Annotated in this window: 17 protein-coding genes; 10 read left to right on the forward strand and 7 right to left on the reverse strand. The window is 50.7% G+C overall.

Annotated features, from left to right (window positions below; genetic code table 11):
- The first annotated feature begins 1 nt into the window (after nucleotide 1).
- Nucleotides 2-823 carry an alpha/beta fold hydrolase gene (locus GCU39_RS22780; RefSeq protein ID WP_152395577.1) on the forward strand — a complete coding sequence of 274 codons (822 nt, stop codon included), beginning with the start codon at nucleotides 2-4 and terminating at the stop codon, nucleotides 821-823.
- A gap of 88 nt (nucleotides 824-911) precedes the next feature.
- Here the strand turns inward: GCU39_RS22780 and GCU39_RS22785 are convergent, their stop codons facing one another.
- Entirely contained in the window at nucleotides 912-1,484 is a 573-nt protein-coding gene (locus GCU39_RS22785) for a nitroreductase family protein (RefSeq protein ID WP_152395578.1), read from the reverse strand.
- A gap of 159 nt (nucleotides 1,485-1,643) precedes the next feature.
- Between GCU39_RS22785 and GCU39_RS22790 the strand changes: the two genes are divergently transcribed.
- The 3 genes from GCU39_RS22790 (at nucleotide 1,644) to GCU39_RS22800 (ending at nucleotide 4,028) form a co-directional block, all read left to right on the forward strand.
- Entirely contained in the window at nucleotides 1,644-2,522 is an 879-nt protein-coding gene (locus tag GCU39_RS22790; RefSeq protein ID WP_152395579.1) for an RNA polymerase sigma-70 factor, read from the forward strand.
- A gap of 85 nt (nucleotides 2,523-2,607) precedes the next feature.
- Complete coding sequence (locus GCU39_RS22795) at nucleotides 2,608-3,045, forward strand: carboxymuconolactone decarboxylase family protein (protein ID WP_152395580.1); 438 nt, start codon at nucleotides 2,608-2,610, stop codon at nucleotides 3,043-3,045.
- Between the two features lie 164 nt (nucleotides 3,046-3,209).
- Entirely contained in the window at nucleotides 3,210-4,028 is an 819-nt protein-coding gene (locus GCU39_RS22800) for a hypothetical protein (RefSeq protein WP_152395581.1), read from the forward strand.
- A gap of 137 nt (nucleotides 4,029-4,165) precedes the next feature.
- Here GCU39_RS22800 and GCU39_RS22805 read toward each other — a convergent pair whose 3' ends face one another.
- Nucleotides 4,166-4,432 carry a hypothetical protein gene (locus tag GCU39_RS22805; RefSeq protein WP_152395582.1) on the reverse strand — a complete coding sequence of 89 codons (267 nt, stop codon included), beginning with the start codon at nucleotides 4,430-4,432 and terminating at the stop codon, nucleotides 4,166-4,168.
- 276 nt (nucleotides 4,433-4,708) lie between these two features.
- Between GCU39_RS22805 and GCU39_RS32340 the strand changes: the two genes are divergently transcribed.
- Nucleotides 4,709-4,843, forward strand: coding sequence for a hypothetical protein (locus tag GCU39_RS32340; RefSeq protein WP_265333414.1), 135 nt, complete (start codon nucleotides 4,709-4,711; stop codon nucleotides 4,841-4,843).
- A 239-nt stretch (nucleotides 4,844-5,082) separates the two neighbouring features.
- Nucleotides 5,083-5,460, forward strand: a complete 378-nt coding sequence (locus GCU39_RS22810) for a hypothetical protein (protein WP_193726590.1) — start codon at nucleotides 5,083-5,085, stop codon at nucleotides 5,458-5,460.
- An 81-nt stretch (nucleotides 5,461-5,541) separates the two neighbouring features.
- Here GCU39_RS22810 and GCU39_RS22815 read toward each other — a convergent pair whose 3' ends face one another.
- Nucleotides 5,542-6,210: a DsbA family oxidoreductase gene (locus GCU39_RS22815; protein WP_152395584.1), complete on the reverse strand. Its 669-nt coding sequence runs from the start codon at nucleotides 6,208-6,210 to the stop codon at nucleotides 5,542-5,544.
- 117 nt (nucleotides 6,211-6,327) lie between these two features.
- Complete coding sequence (locus GCU39_RS22820; protein ID WP_152395585.1) at nucleotides 6,328-7,206, reverse strand: phytanoyl-CoA dioxygenase family protein; 879 nt, start codon at nucleotides 7,204-7,206, stop codon at nucleotides 6,328-6,330.
- Between the two features lie 187 nt (nucleotides 7,207-7,393).
- On the opposite strand from GCU39_RS22820, the gene GCU39_RS22825 reads away from it, so the two are divergent.
- The 4 genes from GCU39_RS22825 (at nucleotide 7,394) to GCU39_RS22840 (ending at nucleotide 9,620) form a co-directional block, all read left to right on the forward strand.
- On the forward strand, nucleotides 7,394-8,239 hold the full coding sequence (locus tag GCU39_RS22825; protein WP_193726591.1) for an AraC family transcriptional regulator: 846 nt from the start codon (nucleotides 7,394-7,396) through the stop codon (nucleotides 8,237-8,239).
- Between the two features lie 80 nt (nucleotides 8,240-8,319).
- A complete protein-coding gene (locus GCU39_RS22830; RefSeq protein ID WP_152395587.1) occupies nucleotides 8,320-8,667 on the forward strand; it encodes a catDE operon transcriptional regulator CatR in 348 nt (115 codons plus the stop codon).
- Nucleotides 8,648-8,896: a cysteine-rich CWC family protein gene (locus GCU39_RS22835; RefSeq protein WP_227793301.1), complete on the forward strand. Its 249-nt coding sequence runs from the start codon at nucleotides 8,648-8,650 to the stop codon at nucleotides 8,894-8,896. Before GCU39_RS22830 ends, GCU39_RS22835 begins: the two co-directional genes overlap by 20 nt.
- Before the next feature lie 313 nt (nucleotides 8,897-9,209).
- Nucleotides 9,210-9,620 (forward strand): DoxX family protein, encoded by a 411-nt coding sequence (locus GCU39_RS22840; protein ID WP_152395588.1) that lies wholly within the window; start codon nucleotides 9,210-9,212, stop codon nucleotides 9,618-9,620.
- Nucleotides 9,621-9,676: 56 nt separating this feature from the next.
- Here GCU39_RS22840 and GCU39_RS22845 read toward each other — a convergent pair whose 3' ends face one another.
- From GCU39_RS22845 to pruA, 3 genes are all read right to left on the reverse strand, one after another.
- Complete coding sequence (locus GCU39_RS22845) at nucleotides 9,677-10,465, reverse strand: SDR family oxidoreductase (protein WP_152397387.1); 789 nt, start codon at nucleotides 10,463-10,465, stop codon at nucleotides 9,677-9,679.
- A gap of 77 nt (nucleotides 10,466-10,542) precedes the next feature.
- Nucleotides 10,543-11,847 carry an RNA polymerase factor sigma-54 gene (gene rpoN, locus GCU39_RS22850; protein ID WP_152395589.1) on the reverse strand — a complete coding sequence of 435 codons (1,305 nt, stop codon included), beginning with the start codon at nucleotides 11,845-11,847 and terminating at the stop codon, nucleotides 10,543-10,545.
- Between the two features lie 43 nt (nucleotides 11,848-11,890).
- A complete protein-coding gene (pruA, locus tag GCU39_RS22855; protein ID WP_152395590.1) occupies nucleotides 11,891-13,438 on the reverse strand; it encodes an L-glutamate gamma-semialdehyde dehydrogenase in 1,548 nt (515 codons plus the stop codon).
- Nucleotides 13,439-13,636 lie beyond the last annotated feature (198 nt).

The raw sequence follows: 13,636 nt of genomic DNA on the forward strand, positions 1-13,636 counted from the left end.
TTTGGGTTACTTTGTCGAGGTAGAGCCCCGTGTGAAAATATATGTGGAAGATGTGGGATCCGGCGAACCCGTCGTTTTCATTCATGGATGGCCGGTGAATCACCAAATGTTCGAATATCAGACCACGATCCTGCCCAGGTATGGCTATCGATGCATTTGTATTGATATTCGTGGGTTTGGCCAATCGGATAGCCCTTGGCACGGTTACTCGTATGACCGGTTATCCGACGATGTGCGTACCGTTATTGACGCCCTCAAGCTGGAGCGCGTTCGACTCATCGGGTTCTCGGTGGGCGGCGCGATCGCCATTCGCTACATGGCCCGTCATTCTGGACGCAAGATCGCACAGCTTATTCTGCTGGGATCAGCATCGCCAAGCTTCACGAAACGCCCCGACTTCCCTTATGGCAATACGGTTGCAGATGTCGATGCGTTGATCGAACAGACTTCGGTTAATCGTCCGCAGATGATCGAAGATTTCGGCCGCAAATTCTTCTTCAGTCCGATTACGGAGAGTTTCCGCGACTGGTTCCAACTGCTCGGGCTTCAAGCGTCGAGTCACGGCACCATCGCGCTCGCAGAATCACTCCGTGATGAAGACTTAAGGCAGGATCTTGACAAGATCCTCGTTCCGACAACGCTTCTGCATGGCGTCAAAGACAAAATTTGTCCCTACACACTCGCACTAGCGACGCACAAAGGGATTCCCGGTTCCGTTCTTATTCCTTTTGAGAAGAGCGGCCACGGCCTGTTCTATGATGAACGCGAGAAATGTAATGAATTGATTCTTAAAGCACTGAGAGAAATTCAGACGACCAAATAACCATGACACATACACCTAACCAATACACCAAACCAAAAGAGCACCCGGATCCAAGTGATCGGGTGCTTTTCGATTTACACGGTATAGCTTAGCGAAGCCATACCGTCTTCTCTGCGGCAGGAATTCGCTTGCTCTGCGGCGCATCCATATCGGGATAACCTACATAGATTAAACCTACAAGCCGTTCTCGGCCACTCAATCCGAAGGCTTCCTGCATGATCGGATGATACATCGGGTCACCCGTCCGCCAGACTGCGCCAAGTCCTAGCGCATGTGCTGCAAGCAGCATGTTCTGCACGGCTGCATGTACCGCAGCATACTCCTCGATCTCCGTTACATTCGCATCATCTGCTGGCGTTACAGCTACCGCAATGACGATTGGCGAACGAAATGCCTTCTTCTCATGATTGCTGCGCTGCTCAGCTTCTTCGTCCGTAGAGAGTCCGCTCCCTTGAGAAAGGGCAATATCCGCATAGGCCCGTCCAAGTACGCGACGCCCTTCACCTTCCATGACGAAGAACTTCCACGGCTCTGTACGCCGATGGTTCGGCGCCCAAGTTGCCGCTTCTAATAATTGCTCGATCTGTTCCTGCGGCACCGCGTCCTGCTTCACTTTCCCGATGCTGCGTCTATGCTGAATGGTTTCGAATACGTCTGTCATCTCGTCATATCTCCTGTCAATTATAATTTTAACGTTTATCCCATCATTTTAACATAAATATCCTATTCCCAAGCAAAGAACGAGTTATTTACGCGCTGTGGAACGAACCACCCCAAATATTTTACAATAGGAGTATCTAATACGTACGAAGGAGATCGTATGGAACCGACACTTGAAACGTTATATACCACTTACCGGGGCTTGCTTCAATCCATTGCGTACCGAATGCTGGGATCGATCACCGAAGCCGAGGATATTGTACAGGATCTATTCATTGCCTATGCCCAGTCTCCCACCCATGCGATTCAGAACGAAAAAGCTTATCTGATCAAAATGGTGACCAATCGCTGCATCAACAACCTGAAGAGCGCCCGCAAGCAGCGCGAAGTCTATGTCGGTCCCTGGCTGCCAGAACCGCAGGTGTCGAGTCTTGAGGAACGCCCAGATGACAGTTTCATGCAGCGCGAGCATATTTCTTATGCCCTACTTGTTCTGATGGAGCAGCTATCACCTGTTGAGCGTGCAGTTTTCATCCTGCGTGAAACGCTCGATTACAGCTATCAAGAGATTGGCGAGTTGCTGAACAAGACGTCGACCAATTGCCGACAAATCTTTAGCCGGGCGCAGAAGAAGCTGCAACCTGAGCTGACCGATGCCACAGCCAAAGCCGATCTTGCCGAACGTCTATCGATAAGCTTCATCGAAGCATCCCGCACCGGGAACTTCCAGCATTTCGTTACGATGATTACCGAAGATGCCATCCTGCTCAGCGATGGTGGCGGACGTGTCAAGGCAGCCATCAATCCGATCTATGGAAGAGAACGGATCTATGCCTTTCTACATGGCATCCATGTCAAAAGAGACGCATCCTATCAGGTGCGCTTGATCCATACGAACGGCAGCCCAGGAATCCTCATTCATGCCGGCGAGGAAGTTTACGCGATGATTGCTTTTCAACCGGATGCGACGGGCGAGAAAGCACAATCAATCTATTTCATTCGAAATCCGGATAAACTCTCGCATATTCATCTCCAGTAATGTCACAAATGGAATCTCTATCTTGTCTATAGCTATGAGAAGCAAAAATCATGCTTAACAATAGACATATTGGAGGGATTTCCACATGGAACAAAGAATGCAAATGAACGTTGTCAATCCAGAGGGTTATCGTGCGATGCTAGGATTAGAGCAGTACCTGCATGACTCCACGATCGACAAGAACATCCTCGAGCTCATCAAAATTCGCGCCTCCCAGATCAACGGCTGCGCCTTCTGTCTCGATATGCATACCAAAGACGCGCGCAAGCTCGGCGAGACGGAACAGCGCATTTATCTGCTGAATGCATGGCGGGAAGCGCCTTACTACACGCCGCAAGAGCGCAGCGTCCTCGCGCTCACCGAAGCGGTTACCCTCATTTCGAAGAACCAGGTTCCCGATGAGATCTATCAAGAAGCAGCGACGCATTACAGCCAGAAGGAGCTGGCTGATATCATTATGGCGATCATTACGATCAATGCTTGGAATCGCATCGCGATCTCTACGCTCATGATGCCTGTGTAAGCTTGACTCCCTCGCCAAATTAGGGTATATTTGGAAAAATATCATCAACCCGCTCTTACGAAGGAAGCACCTCGTGAGGATTGCTGCATGGCAGCTGTTCTCGCGCAGGTGCTTTTTTGTGTTGTCAGCAGCTTGGGTTGCCACGAAGGAGGATATTCATTTCTATGAGACAGAAAATCATCGCCTTATGCACAACGTTAACCTTGTTAACAGCCGTCATGGCCCCGGTTGCAGCGGATGCCGCTTCCTATGCCATCTCCGTATCCACGCAATCCGCCTTGAACAAGACGAGTGCTGCCGCAGACAAGACGCAATCGGCACGCATCGCAAGCCTGCAGGGGGAGTTAACCACGCTCCTTCAATCAGAGGATCAATGGAATGAGCGTATTCTATCACTCCACACGAAGAACGAGGAGGCGCTGCCGAGCTTACGCAAACAAATTCAACAGATCGGCCTGACCGAGCGAAGTCGATTGGAGCAGCTGGTCACGCAGACCAAGGCGAAATATCAGCCTCTCTTCCGATCCTACACCACTCTGAACGATCGAATTCAAACCGCCAAGGCACTGAAGAACAAAGAGTTGAATGCGCTTCTTCGCATTCAAGCGGACAGCATGAAAACCGCGGTTCAGCTCGCTCGCGCAGAAATCCGGACGAAGGAGGAGGCCTTACGCGCTTGGAAGAGCAAGACAGCGGAGAACGTGAAGAAAGTCCGCAATACTCTTAAGGACGTGGACCCCATCAAGGTACAGATCCGAGCGGAGAAGAGTATCCTGAGCGCGCTTAAGAAGCAAATCACTACCCCTTCACGGAACCTTACGGATGCCGTCAAAGCTACCGATGCCAAGCGAACCATTGATGCCCTAAGCGCATTGTCCACGACCATCCGCGACATCACGGCTCATCAGCAGAAAATTTACGCCTATGAGCAGAAAATTAGCGACGTTATCTCCCGAGCAAAATCCCAGCTTTCCGCCAAATAAGTTAAACAGCAGCCTGCATCAGCTTCAAGTCTTTAGCAGGCTGCTGTACGAATAAAAAGGACTTGCCCTGGGGCAGCCGATGGCTCGGAATGCCTTCCAGTTCAAGTCCTCGTATCGTTCAACACTTCATTGACTTCTTATTGTTGTTCCTGGCTCACACGGCGCTGAATAACTTTGTGAATGATAATGGATCTAAATTCAAACACAAGACCGAGCACTAGCATAACGCCCATCACGCCAAGCATCGAGAGCTGTGCTGTCGTGCCGCTCGCTGCTGTTAATACTGTTCCAATATAGCCTTCTAATAGGGCAAAGGTAAAAAACGAGATCGCGATGATCATCGAGTGTTTGCGTTTCGCCTTCAACGTGTCCATGGATTTCTCGGATAAGGATTTCGTAGTCATGTAAATAACCTCCTCGTGATTGTCACAACCGTCTCCCGCCAATCGCCGAGAGGTTGTGCCCGAAGATTGGAAGCGTTTTATATTGTTATGATTATATTTAATCACAATTTTGTCACAATGGCAATAAAATCCTTCAATTTTTGGACACAAATTAGACTCAGAACGTTAACAAATTGCATTTGAAAAGAATCCTTCGGTATGTGTAGCTAATCAAGTCGTTCAGAAATGCATGATTCCATTCTTGTTGGATGATGATAACAGGAGGAGGTGATGAGCATGACAGGCAGAAACAGCAAACCTAAGAACGACGGCCCCGCAGCATCTCCATCCCGAATGGATCAATTCGGCGACAAACTGGCAGATAGCCGGGATGATAAGCAGGCAAGAGGAAATCGCAAACAAAATCAATAAGCGACAACCAAATAGCCGCGCAGCGACATGCTGCAGCGGCTGTTAGACAATGGAATGGCACAGTCCTCATCGAACTTTTAACTCATTTTCATCTGGCCTTAAGGTTACTGTCCTATAATACAATCATCAAATACGAAACTTATCTGCATCCCAAACGTAACAAACCTTGAATGTAACGAACACCACTACGATGGTTGATATGAGAAAGGAATTCACAAATGGACCCTAAAAAGATAATTATGATAAGCTTCATGGCTTTCTTCATCGCATGCAGCACCAGCATCTGGAGTAACGAAGCAAATGCAAGCGCAAGCACATACAAGCAAGCAACCGACAATACATCGAATAACAATCCAGACGACCTGCTCCATGTACTTGGCGTTGACTCCGAAGAGCAAATCTACGATGCGCTCTACAATGGTCAATCCCTCGCCGACATCGCAAGCGAGAATGACATGGAAGTCGATCAAGTCGTTGATCTTCAGGTAGCGCAGCTGAGGTCACAGTTAGACCAGCGATTCTTAAGCGGAAGCATTTCGTTAGAAGCTTATCAGGCCCAGATCGAAGAAATTCGCGACATGATTCAAGAGAGTGTACATCTCAAGATGATTCAATAACATCCGGATGGATGCAAAAAGAACCTTCAACCCGCGCTTCATGCGTGGTGTGGATGGTTCTTTTTGCGTTCCCCATGCAGATTAGGAAGGATCGTAGCAAGATCCATCGATATCGCATTGTAAGCCTGGAATGATCGTAAGTCCGCCTTGATCCTTCGCTAGCTCTTCATTCAGCACTTGCTCGAAGGACTCACGGTTCGTGACCCCTTGAATACGCTGACCGCCGATGATGAATGTCGGCACCGCGGACACCTTAGCTTCCTCATAGGCATGGCGGCGGGCCTCATCCTGCATGGACGTATACTTCCCGCTCGTTAGCGCCGCGCGGAAATCCTCTGCGTCTAGCCCAATGCCGCTCGCCAGTTCTACCAATACGTCCAGCTCGCCGATGTTCAGCTCCTCCTGATAAAAGGCAGCGAACACGCAGTTCATATAGTCATTACCTTTGCCTTGCTCCTTCGCGTAATGATACCCTTCGAATGCAAGACCCGTATAAGGATGTGGCGAAATACGTGGCAGCTTCATATCGACGCCCCATTTCTCCGCCATCGGCGAAATGTAGGAGTTCCAGCCCTGCAGCTTGCTTGGCTCATTCCAAGGATCGATCGGCTGCGATCCGCTAGGGCGAAGCTCGAACGGCATCCATTCCACTTCGACATCCTTGCCTTGAATCGCCTCTTCAAATGGTGTCTTCCCTAAATAACAGAACGGACATACAAAGTCCGAATATACTTGAATTTTCACAGTCATTGTAACCAACCTCCTGTACTTCTAACTTATCTCTCGCACCTGTAACCATTATAGTTACTAGTTAGTAGAGTGTCAATCTCTCGCACAGGTTGGCACAATAATCGCCCGCCGTCTTCGCTAAACGCTTGCGGTACTACCATGCTCCGGCTTGCTCGCCATCCAATCCTCCAGCGTCGCCACACGATCCGGAAATTCGCGGCTTCGCACCAAAAATCCCGCTCCATGCTGCGGCATGGGGTCTTGATCCGTCGGCTGGTACCGAAGATCCACGCTCCATCGTACATGGTCGGAGAGGTTCGGTGTCGACATATGCAGCAGGCGATCATTGAACAGAATGGCCGTTCCCGCGCGCACCGGCAGGGCTACCGTCTTCTGACGGCCTAGCTGATGATCGTGCAGAGCGGTATACCCTGTTCCCGTATGCTTCTCATGGTGCCAATCCAATACCTTCGAATGCTGCGTCTTCGGCTTGAGATGCAGACAGCCGTTCTCAAGCGTCGCATCGATGAATGACAGCCACACCGTAATGACAGGATTAGCATTCGCATCCGGCCAATACGATTTATCTTGGTGCCACGGCACCGCTCCTGCAGCAACACCCGGAACCTTCGGACGCACGTTATACACCGGATTAGAGAATATTTCCCCGCCAATGAGCGACTCCACCGCATCGACGATTTTGGGATTGCTCATCAAATGGTAGTAGCCTGGCAGTCGGTCCCTCCAGCTCCGTCCGAACTGCAAGAAATCTTCTGAAGTCAGTCCCTGGAACAACTCCGCCAGTCGATATGGGAAAGGGCGGTGCTCCAGTTTATCCGTAATCAATCCTGCCGACGCCAAAGCATCAGCAATCCATTGCACCTTCGTCTGCATCGCTTCCTTCGGCGCCATCATGTCTTCTTCATTTAGTAAATCTTCCAGTATCAGATATCCCTCGTTATGATAGAATTCCCGTTGTTTCTCCGTTAAGCTGCCGCCAAATGATCGTATCGCCATATCCTTATCCGCCTCCAAGCTCAATTGAATTTGCTTGATTTAGCCTGATTCTACCATGATGCATACGTAGCGTATTTCGATATTTTGCCGATCATTTATCATTTTTTCCGATAAACCATCTCTCCTATCCCGTTCCATGCTATGCTGTGGTAAAAACCATTTCGCTAGCGCTAGGAGTTGTATCTACGTGACGATTGATCATCTGCTTCCTTCCGTCCGTTTGGCCCATCACTATCAGTTCCACGGCGCATTTCATGACTTCAATCGTTATGGTTATTGCTATGCCTTCCACCTCTTCGACCGAGGTGTAGGAACCGTCATGATTGGCTCCAGACAGTACCCTGTCCGCAAAGGCACCTTATTCTTCGTCCCGCCAAAAATGATTCATGGCTTCCATACCGACCCGGACGCCGCACTCGCATCTTACAACATCTACTGTGATCTGTGGATGGCATCGCCTCCTGTCACAACGCACCATCTCGCATGGGAGCCAGAACAATATGATTCTCCTGATGTGACGACCGTGAAGCCCTGCCCTGAAATCGACGGGCTGCCAGCCGTTATTCAGCTGCAACAGTATCCATTGCTCATCGAACTGTTCACGCACATCGTTCGCACCTGCAATCACCAAGGGCCTCACGCGGCATCGATTACAACGCATCTGCTTCACGCTTTTCTGTTGGAGCTGTCACGAATATCACAGTCCCATCAGGATTATGATCCTCGCATCCAGCGCATTATCGAACGAATGGAACAATCTATCGAGCAGCCGGATCATTATGAGACATGGTTAGCCCAATGCGGACTTCAGAAGAGCCAGTTCCATGAGCTATTCCGCAAAATGACCGGCTTACCTCCCAAAGCCTATGTCACACGAATCAAGATGCAGCGGGCAGCCGCAGCGTTACGCGAGAGCAATCAATCCGTCACCCATATTGCGGAATGGCTAGGGTATAGCACGATCCATCATTTCACGAGGCAATTTACGGCGTATTACGGTATCTCTCCGACACGTTTTCGAGGCACGCACTAGTTACAATAAGTTAACTTCTTAATTTTATTAGGTGTTCCGCAGCAGAGTACGTTATAATATAGGGCGTGAGGTGAAAAGGAATGAATCAACCGACATTGTGCCCTCGATTCGAGAAGGCTGTCGAAATATTAAGCAAACGATGGGTTTCCTTCATTGTCTTCCAACTGTTGTCGGGTCCGAAGCGATTCAGCGAAATTGAGGCATCCCTGCCGAATATTAGCGGAAGACTGCTATCCGAACGACTCAAGGAGTTAGAGGTCGATGGCATCGTGAACCGTGCTGTCTATCCAGAGACACCCGTTCGTATCGAATATTCATTAACGACGATGGGGCATGCCCTCGCGCCGATATTCAACGAAATCGTCAACTGGTCCTCCACATGGATCGACGCATCGAAGCTGAATTCAGATGAACAAGAATCTAATTAAGTCCGAGGCATATCCTATGAATGATAAAGTGTTCGAAGTGGATCCCCATCCATGCCCGCTATGCGGACAAGATAACCGCTGCGGCTACCGTGCAGGAACTGATGATTGCTGGTGCTTCCACACGTCGGTGCCCATGGCGTTAAGAGAGCGAATCGCACCCGAACTGCAGGGCAAGTCGTGCATCTGCCGTGAATGCGTCGAGGTATACCATAAGGAACAAACTTCATAAGCTATAATCCAATACATGTATGATTGCGACTGTTTTCTGGTATTTTACCGGGGAGCGGTCGTTTTTTATTTTCAGAGAGCGAACGTCGATTGAAGATTTTTTAGGGTGACTTTAAAATATTCCTTTACAGGAATATTCCTTATGGGGTATATTTAGTTTACAAACAAACGATAGCGGAGGAATTCATGATGAATAGGCATACGGAGCCGTTGAGGGTGGGATATCCACGCTTGGGCGTCTTGCAGACCATTTAGCGGCTCACTAAGTAAGCCGTATCGGAAATCCACATATCATAAGAGGAGCGTGTATTGAAATGAGAAAAACGAATGGTTTCTATTGGATCTTTACAGGTTTGTTGTCAGCACTCATGGCGTTCGGGGCGATTCCCGATATGCTATATGCCCCCGATGCTGTTGTCTTGTTCCATCATTTGGGCTATCCTTCCTATTTGCTTCCCTTTCTAGGGATCGCCAAATTACTGGGTGTCATCGCCATTGTCGTACCTGGCTTCCCACGGCTTAAGGAATGGGCCTATGCCGGCTTTGTATTTGATCTATCCGGTGCGATGTACTCCAGCATCTCCGTAGGCGACCCCGCAAGCAATTGGGTGATGTTCTTCATCGGATTTGCGCTCATCGCCGGCTCTTATCTGCTCCATCATCGCCGAGCAGCACTGCGCAATCGCTCCATGGGACGGTTAGAAGGGACGGACTTGAAGGCCTAACATACGCTTATATATGAAAAAAGGTTGGGCAGGAGATATTCCTGTCCAACCTTCTCTTAAATTGCCTTCACCATACCGCCGTCGACAAGCAGCGATTGACCGGTCACATAGCTATTCGCAAAAGATCCGTAAAAGGCTACAATCCTCGCAAATTCCTCAGGCGTACCGAGTCGGCCGAGCGGAATATCCTTCAAGTTCGCATGCTGGACCTCTTCTACCGTACAACTCAGCTTCGCAGCCTGAAGTGCATCGAGCTCCGCGATTCGATCGGTCGCAATACGCCCCGGCGCCACGGTATTGATCAAAATATTGTCGCCCGCGAACTCGGCAGCCAGCGTCTTCGTCAAGGCTTGTACACCTGCACGGAACACATTCGATAGAATGAGTCCTGCGATCGGCTGCTTCACCGATGTCGAAGCGAGATTCACAATCCGCCCTCCGCCAGCGGCTTGCAGATGAGGAAGCGCTTCGCGAATCATGCGAATGGTACTCAGCAGATTTAATTCGAAGCCGTGCACCCATTTCGTATCATCCATATCTGTGAAACGCCCTCCCGGCGGACCTCCCGCATTGGTAACGAGCACATCCAATCCGCCATGAGCTTCTACCGCCGCCTGCATCGCACGGCTTACATCTTCCGGACTCAGCACATCCATCTGCATCATCAATACTTGCTTGCCGGTCTGCGCGAGGATTTCATCCTGTGCCTGCTGGAGCTGTGCAAGGTCACGACTTGCGATCGTTACCTTCGCCCCTTCTCTTGCAAATTCCAGAGCGCTCGCCCGGCCGAGTCCTTTACTGGCCGCGGCTACGAACACGGACCTGCCGGTTAACCCTAAATCCATCATCATCACCCTCTCCATCGATTTGGCACTTTCCCCCATTATCATGCGTTGAAGAGGCTGACGTCAACTTTGCCCGATTACCCTCTCGCCTTCCGGTATCCAGCAGCTAGAATATGCATCCCATCCCGATATTTCGCCACGGTACGGCGCGAAATTTGAATTCCCTCATTCATGAGCAATTCGGCAATCCGTTGGTCAGATAGCGGACGTTCCTTATCTTCCTCAGCGATCATCGTTTTCAATCGAGCCTTAACGGCCTGTGTAGAAGTATCCACTCCTTCACGTGTTGGCAGCCCCGTTGAGAAGAAATATTTCAACGGGAAAACCCCGTGCGGTGTCTGGAGATACTTCCCGTTCACCGTACGACTCACCGTAGACTCGTGAATGCCTAATCGGCTCGCAATCACGGCCAGGGTCATTGGCCTGATGCCCTTGACCCCTGCCGACAAGAATTGGATCTGCTCTTCCAAGATCGCGTGCATCACGTTCATCAGCGTCTGGCGCCTCAGGGTCACGCACCGGACGAGCCATGCAGCCGATTTGATCTTGGCCTGCAGGAAAGCAGACGCATCAGATGACTCGAATGCCGCAGTTCCTTGATGCTGAGCTAACCCCTGATAGACCTCGCTAATGGTTAACCGCGGCGAACTGAACGGATGCATATGCAGCCTATATCCTTCTGGTTTTAGCTCCACCATGGCATCAGGGATCGCGTATGGAACGACGGACGCCCCCATCGATTGACCAGGCCGCGGCTGAAGATGCTGAATGTATTGCACAGCAGCCTTCACCTGTGCCCTCGATATGCGCAAGCCGGACGCGATCGCCCCCCATTGCCCATGTGCTAGATCCTCCAGATAGTATGACACGATCTCCCTTGCACCGCGGACCGGGGCTGGGTCGCGTTCAATTTGAAGCAGGAGGCACTCCCTGACATCCCGCCCGCCGATGCCCGCTGGCTCCAATGCCTGCACCTGGCGCAGCGCCTCTTCCACCTGGACGGTCGAGAGATCCAACGCCGTGCACACCTCGGCTAGTTCAACATCCAAGTAGCCGTCTTCATTTAAATTCCCCGCTAAATAGACCGCCGCACGGCGGACTTGAGGCGCCAGCTTGAGCAGCCGCAATTGGCCGAGCACGGCTTGCTCCAAGGATTCTGAGGCAGCTTGAACTCGCCATAACGGGTCGAATGCCATGCTTCGCGCCGGCACACGTCCTCTCCGCTGTTCCTCTAGCTCCAAGACCGGGTTCTGAAGCATCTCTTCCTGAACGTACTGCATCAGTTCGTGCCCCGATAGGGTGAGAATATGCATGGACTGCTGGAGCTCTGGAGTCATTGCTAATTTGAGACGCTGATCTTGAACCAACTGATAGCCTAACATGGTAACTCCCCCTATCGGATTTCGCTACGTACGGATGCTGCAATTAGAATCTCTCGGATACCATCTTCGCTTGCGTGAACAAGAGCAAGTAATCCCGTCCACCCGCCTTCGAATCGGTTCCAGACATATTGAAACCGCCGAATGGATGCGTTCCGACGAGCGCTCCCGTACATTTACGGTTGAAGTATAAATTACCTACGAAAAACTCACGACGCGCTTGCTCGAGATGTGCCCGATTATTCGAAATGACAGCTCCTGTTAGACCATAATCGGTATTGTTCGCAAATTGCAGCGCTTCATCGAAAGAGGATGCCTTCGTGAACGCGACCACTGGTCCGAAAATCTCTTCCTGTGAGATGCGCGCGCGTGCGTCAACGTCGGCGAAAATTGTTGGCGCGATAAAATATCCATTCGATTCGCCCGTATGGCCCCCGAGGACAAGCCGGCCTTCTTGCATACCAATTTCTATATATTCTTGAATTTTACGATAAGCCTTATCATCGACAACCGGCCCGACATTCGTTACCTTATCAGCTGGATTCCCCATCACGAGCTGCTTCGTCCGTTCTACGACTTTGTCCAGCACCGCATCGTATACAGCTTCATGAATGATTGCGCGGGAGCAAGCCGAGCATTTCTGACCCGAGAAGCCAAAGGCAGACGCCGTGATCGCATCCGCAGCCAAGTCTAGATCCGCATCGCTATCGACGACGATGGAATCCTTGCCGCCCATCTCGGCAATGACGCGCTTGATCCACTTTTGACCTGGCGCTGTCTTCGCTGCACGCTCGTTAATCCGTAATCCAACGTCACGCGACCCCGTGAAGCTGATGAAGCGCGTGAGCGGATGATCTACGAGGTAATCGCCCACTTCACCGCCTGGACCAGGAAGGTAGTTCACCACGCCTGGAGGCAAGCCCACCTCTTCGAGCAGCTCTACGAATTTCGCAGCAATGACCGGTGTCGTGCTCGCCGGCTTCAAGACGACGGTATTCCCCGATACGAGCGCAGCTGTGGTCATGCCCGCCATAATCGCGAGCGGGAAATTCCACGGCGGAATGACGATGCCGACGCCAAGCGGAATGTAGTAGAGCTCATTCTCTTCTTCTTCAATGATCGTGAGCGGCTGAGGCTGGCTAAGGCGCTGCATTTCGCGCGCATAGAATTCCATGAAGTCAATCGCTTCCGCCGTATCCGCATCGGCTTCCGCGCGCGTCTTGCCTGACTCGAATGTCAGCCATGCTGAGAACTCATGCTTACGGCGGCGCATGAGCGCAGCAGCCTTATAGAGATACCGTGCACGTTCATGCGGATCGGTCTTCTTCCACGATTCGAACACCCGTGCCGCCGTCTGAATCGCTTCTTCCGCGAGCGCCGTATCGGCTTGCGATACAATCCCGATCACTTGCTCTGTCGATGCCGGATTGATCGAGGTCACTTTACGGTCTGTCGCTATTCTTCGGCCTTCAATCACAAGGTCATACGAGCGCCCAAGCTCTCCCTCCACCTGCTGTAATGCCTTATCATAAGCTAGATTGTTCTGTTCATCTTTAAAATTCGTGAATACCTCATTTTTAAATTCTACGCGCATACCCTTCTCATCCTCCCTGAGTAAAATAGCAATAAAAATTGAATGACGTCCTGTATTCCCATGTATAAGCAAATACCGTGCCAACTTGCGTAGGAAAAGAATTTTTTATAAGAAATATGGTTCTGGCATCGTTCTTGCTTCATTCATTGATTGCTAGACCTTCACTATGACATGACGATTCGGAGAGGGGATTCTACC

Source organism: Paenibacillus guangzhouensis (assembly GCF_009363075.1).
In the GTDB taxonomy this organism is placed as follows: domain Bacteria; phylum Bacillota; class Bacilli; order Paenibacillales; family Paenibacillaceae; genus Paenibacillus_K; species Paenibacillus_K guangzhouensis.

Bases quoted from the DNA above. Each gene is read 5' to 3' on its own strand.
- GCU39_RS22785 (WP_152395578.1), bottom strand. From the start codon at position 1,484: ATGACAGACGTATTCGAAACCATTCAGCATAGACGCAGCATCGGGAAA.
- GCU39_RS22790 (WP_152395579.1), top strand. From the start codon at position 1,644: ATGGAACCGACACTTGAAACGTTATATACCACTTACCGGGGCTTGCTT.
- GCU39_RS22795 (WP_152395580.1), top strand. From the start codon at position 2,608: ATGGAACAAAGAATGCAAATGAACGTTGTCAATCCAGAGGGTTATCGT.
- GCU39_RS22800 (WP_152395581.1), top strand. From the start codon at position 3,210: ATGAGACAGAAAATCATCGCCTTATGCACAACGTTAACCTTGTTAACA.
- GCU39_RS22805 (WP_152395582.1), bottom strand. From the start codon at position 4,432: ATGACTACGAAATCCTTATCCGAGAAATCCATGGACACGTTGAAGGCG.
- GCU39_RS32340 (WP_265333414.1), top strand. From the start codon at position 4,709: ATGACAGGCAGAAACAGCAAACCTAAGAACGACGGCCCCGCAGCATCT.
- GCU39_RS22810 (WP_193726590.1), top strand. From the start codon at position 5,083: ATGATAAGCTTCATGGCTTTCTTCATCGCATGCAGCACCAGCATCTGG.
- GCU39_RS22815 (WP_152395584.1), bottom strand. From the start codon at position 6,210: ATGACTGTGAAAATTCAAGTATATTCGGACTTTGTATGTCCGTTCTGT.
- GCU39_RS22820 (WP_152395585.1), bottom strand. From the start codon at position 7,206: ATGGCGATACGATCATTTGGCGGCAGCTTAACGGAGAAACAACGGGAA.
- GCU39_RS22830 (WP_152395587.1), top strand. From the start codon at position 8,320: ATGAATCAACCGACATTGTGCCCTCGATTCGAGAAGGCTGTCGAAATA.
- GCU39_RS22835 (WP_227793301.1), top strand. From the start codon at position 8,648: ATGAACAAGAATCTAATTAAGTCCGAGGCATATCCTATGAATGATAAA.
- GCU39_RS22840 (WP_152395588.1), top strand. From the start codon at position 9,210: ATGAGAAAAACGAATGGTTTCTATTGGATCTTTACAGGTTTGTTGTCA.
- GCU39_RS22845 (WP_152397387.1), bottom strand. From the start codon at position 10,465: ATGGATTTAGGGTTAACCGGCAGGTCCGTGTTCGTAGCCGCGGCCAGT.
- rpoN (WP_152395589.1), bottom strand. From the start codon at position 11,847: ATGTTAGGCTATCAGTTGGTTCAAGATCAGCGTCTCAAATTAGCAATG.
- pruA (WP_152395590.1), bottom strand. From the start codon at position 13,438: ATGCGCGTAGAATTTAAAAATGAGGTATTCACGAATTTTAAAGATGAA.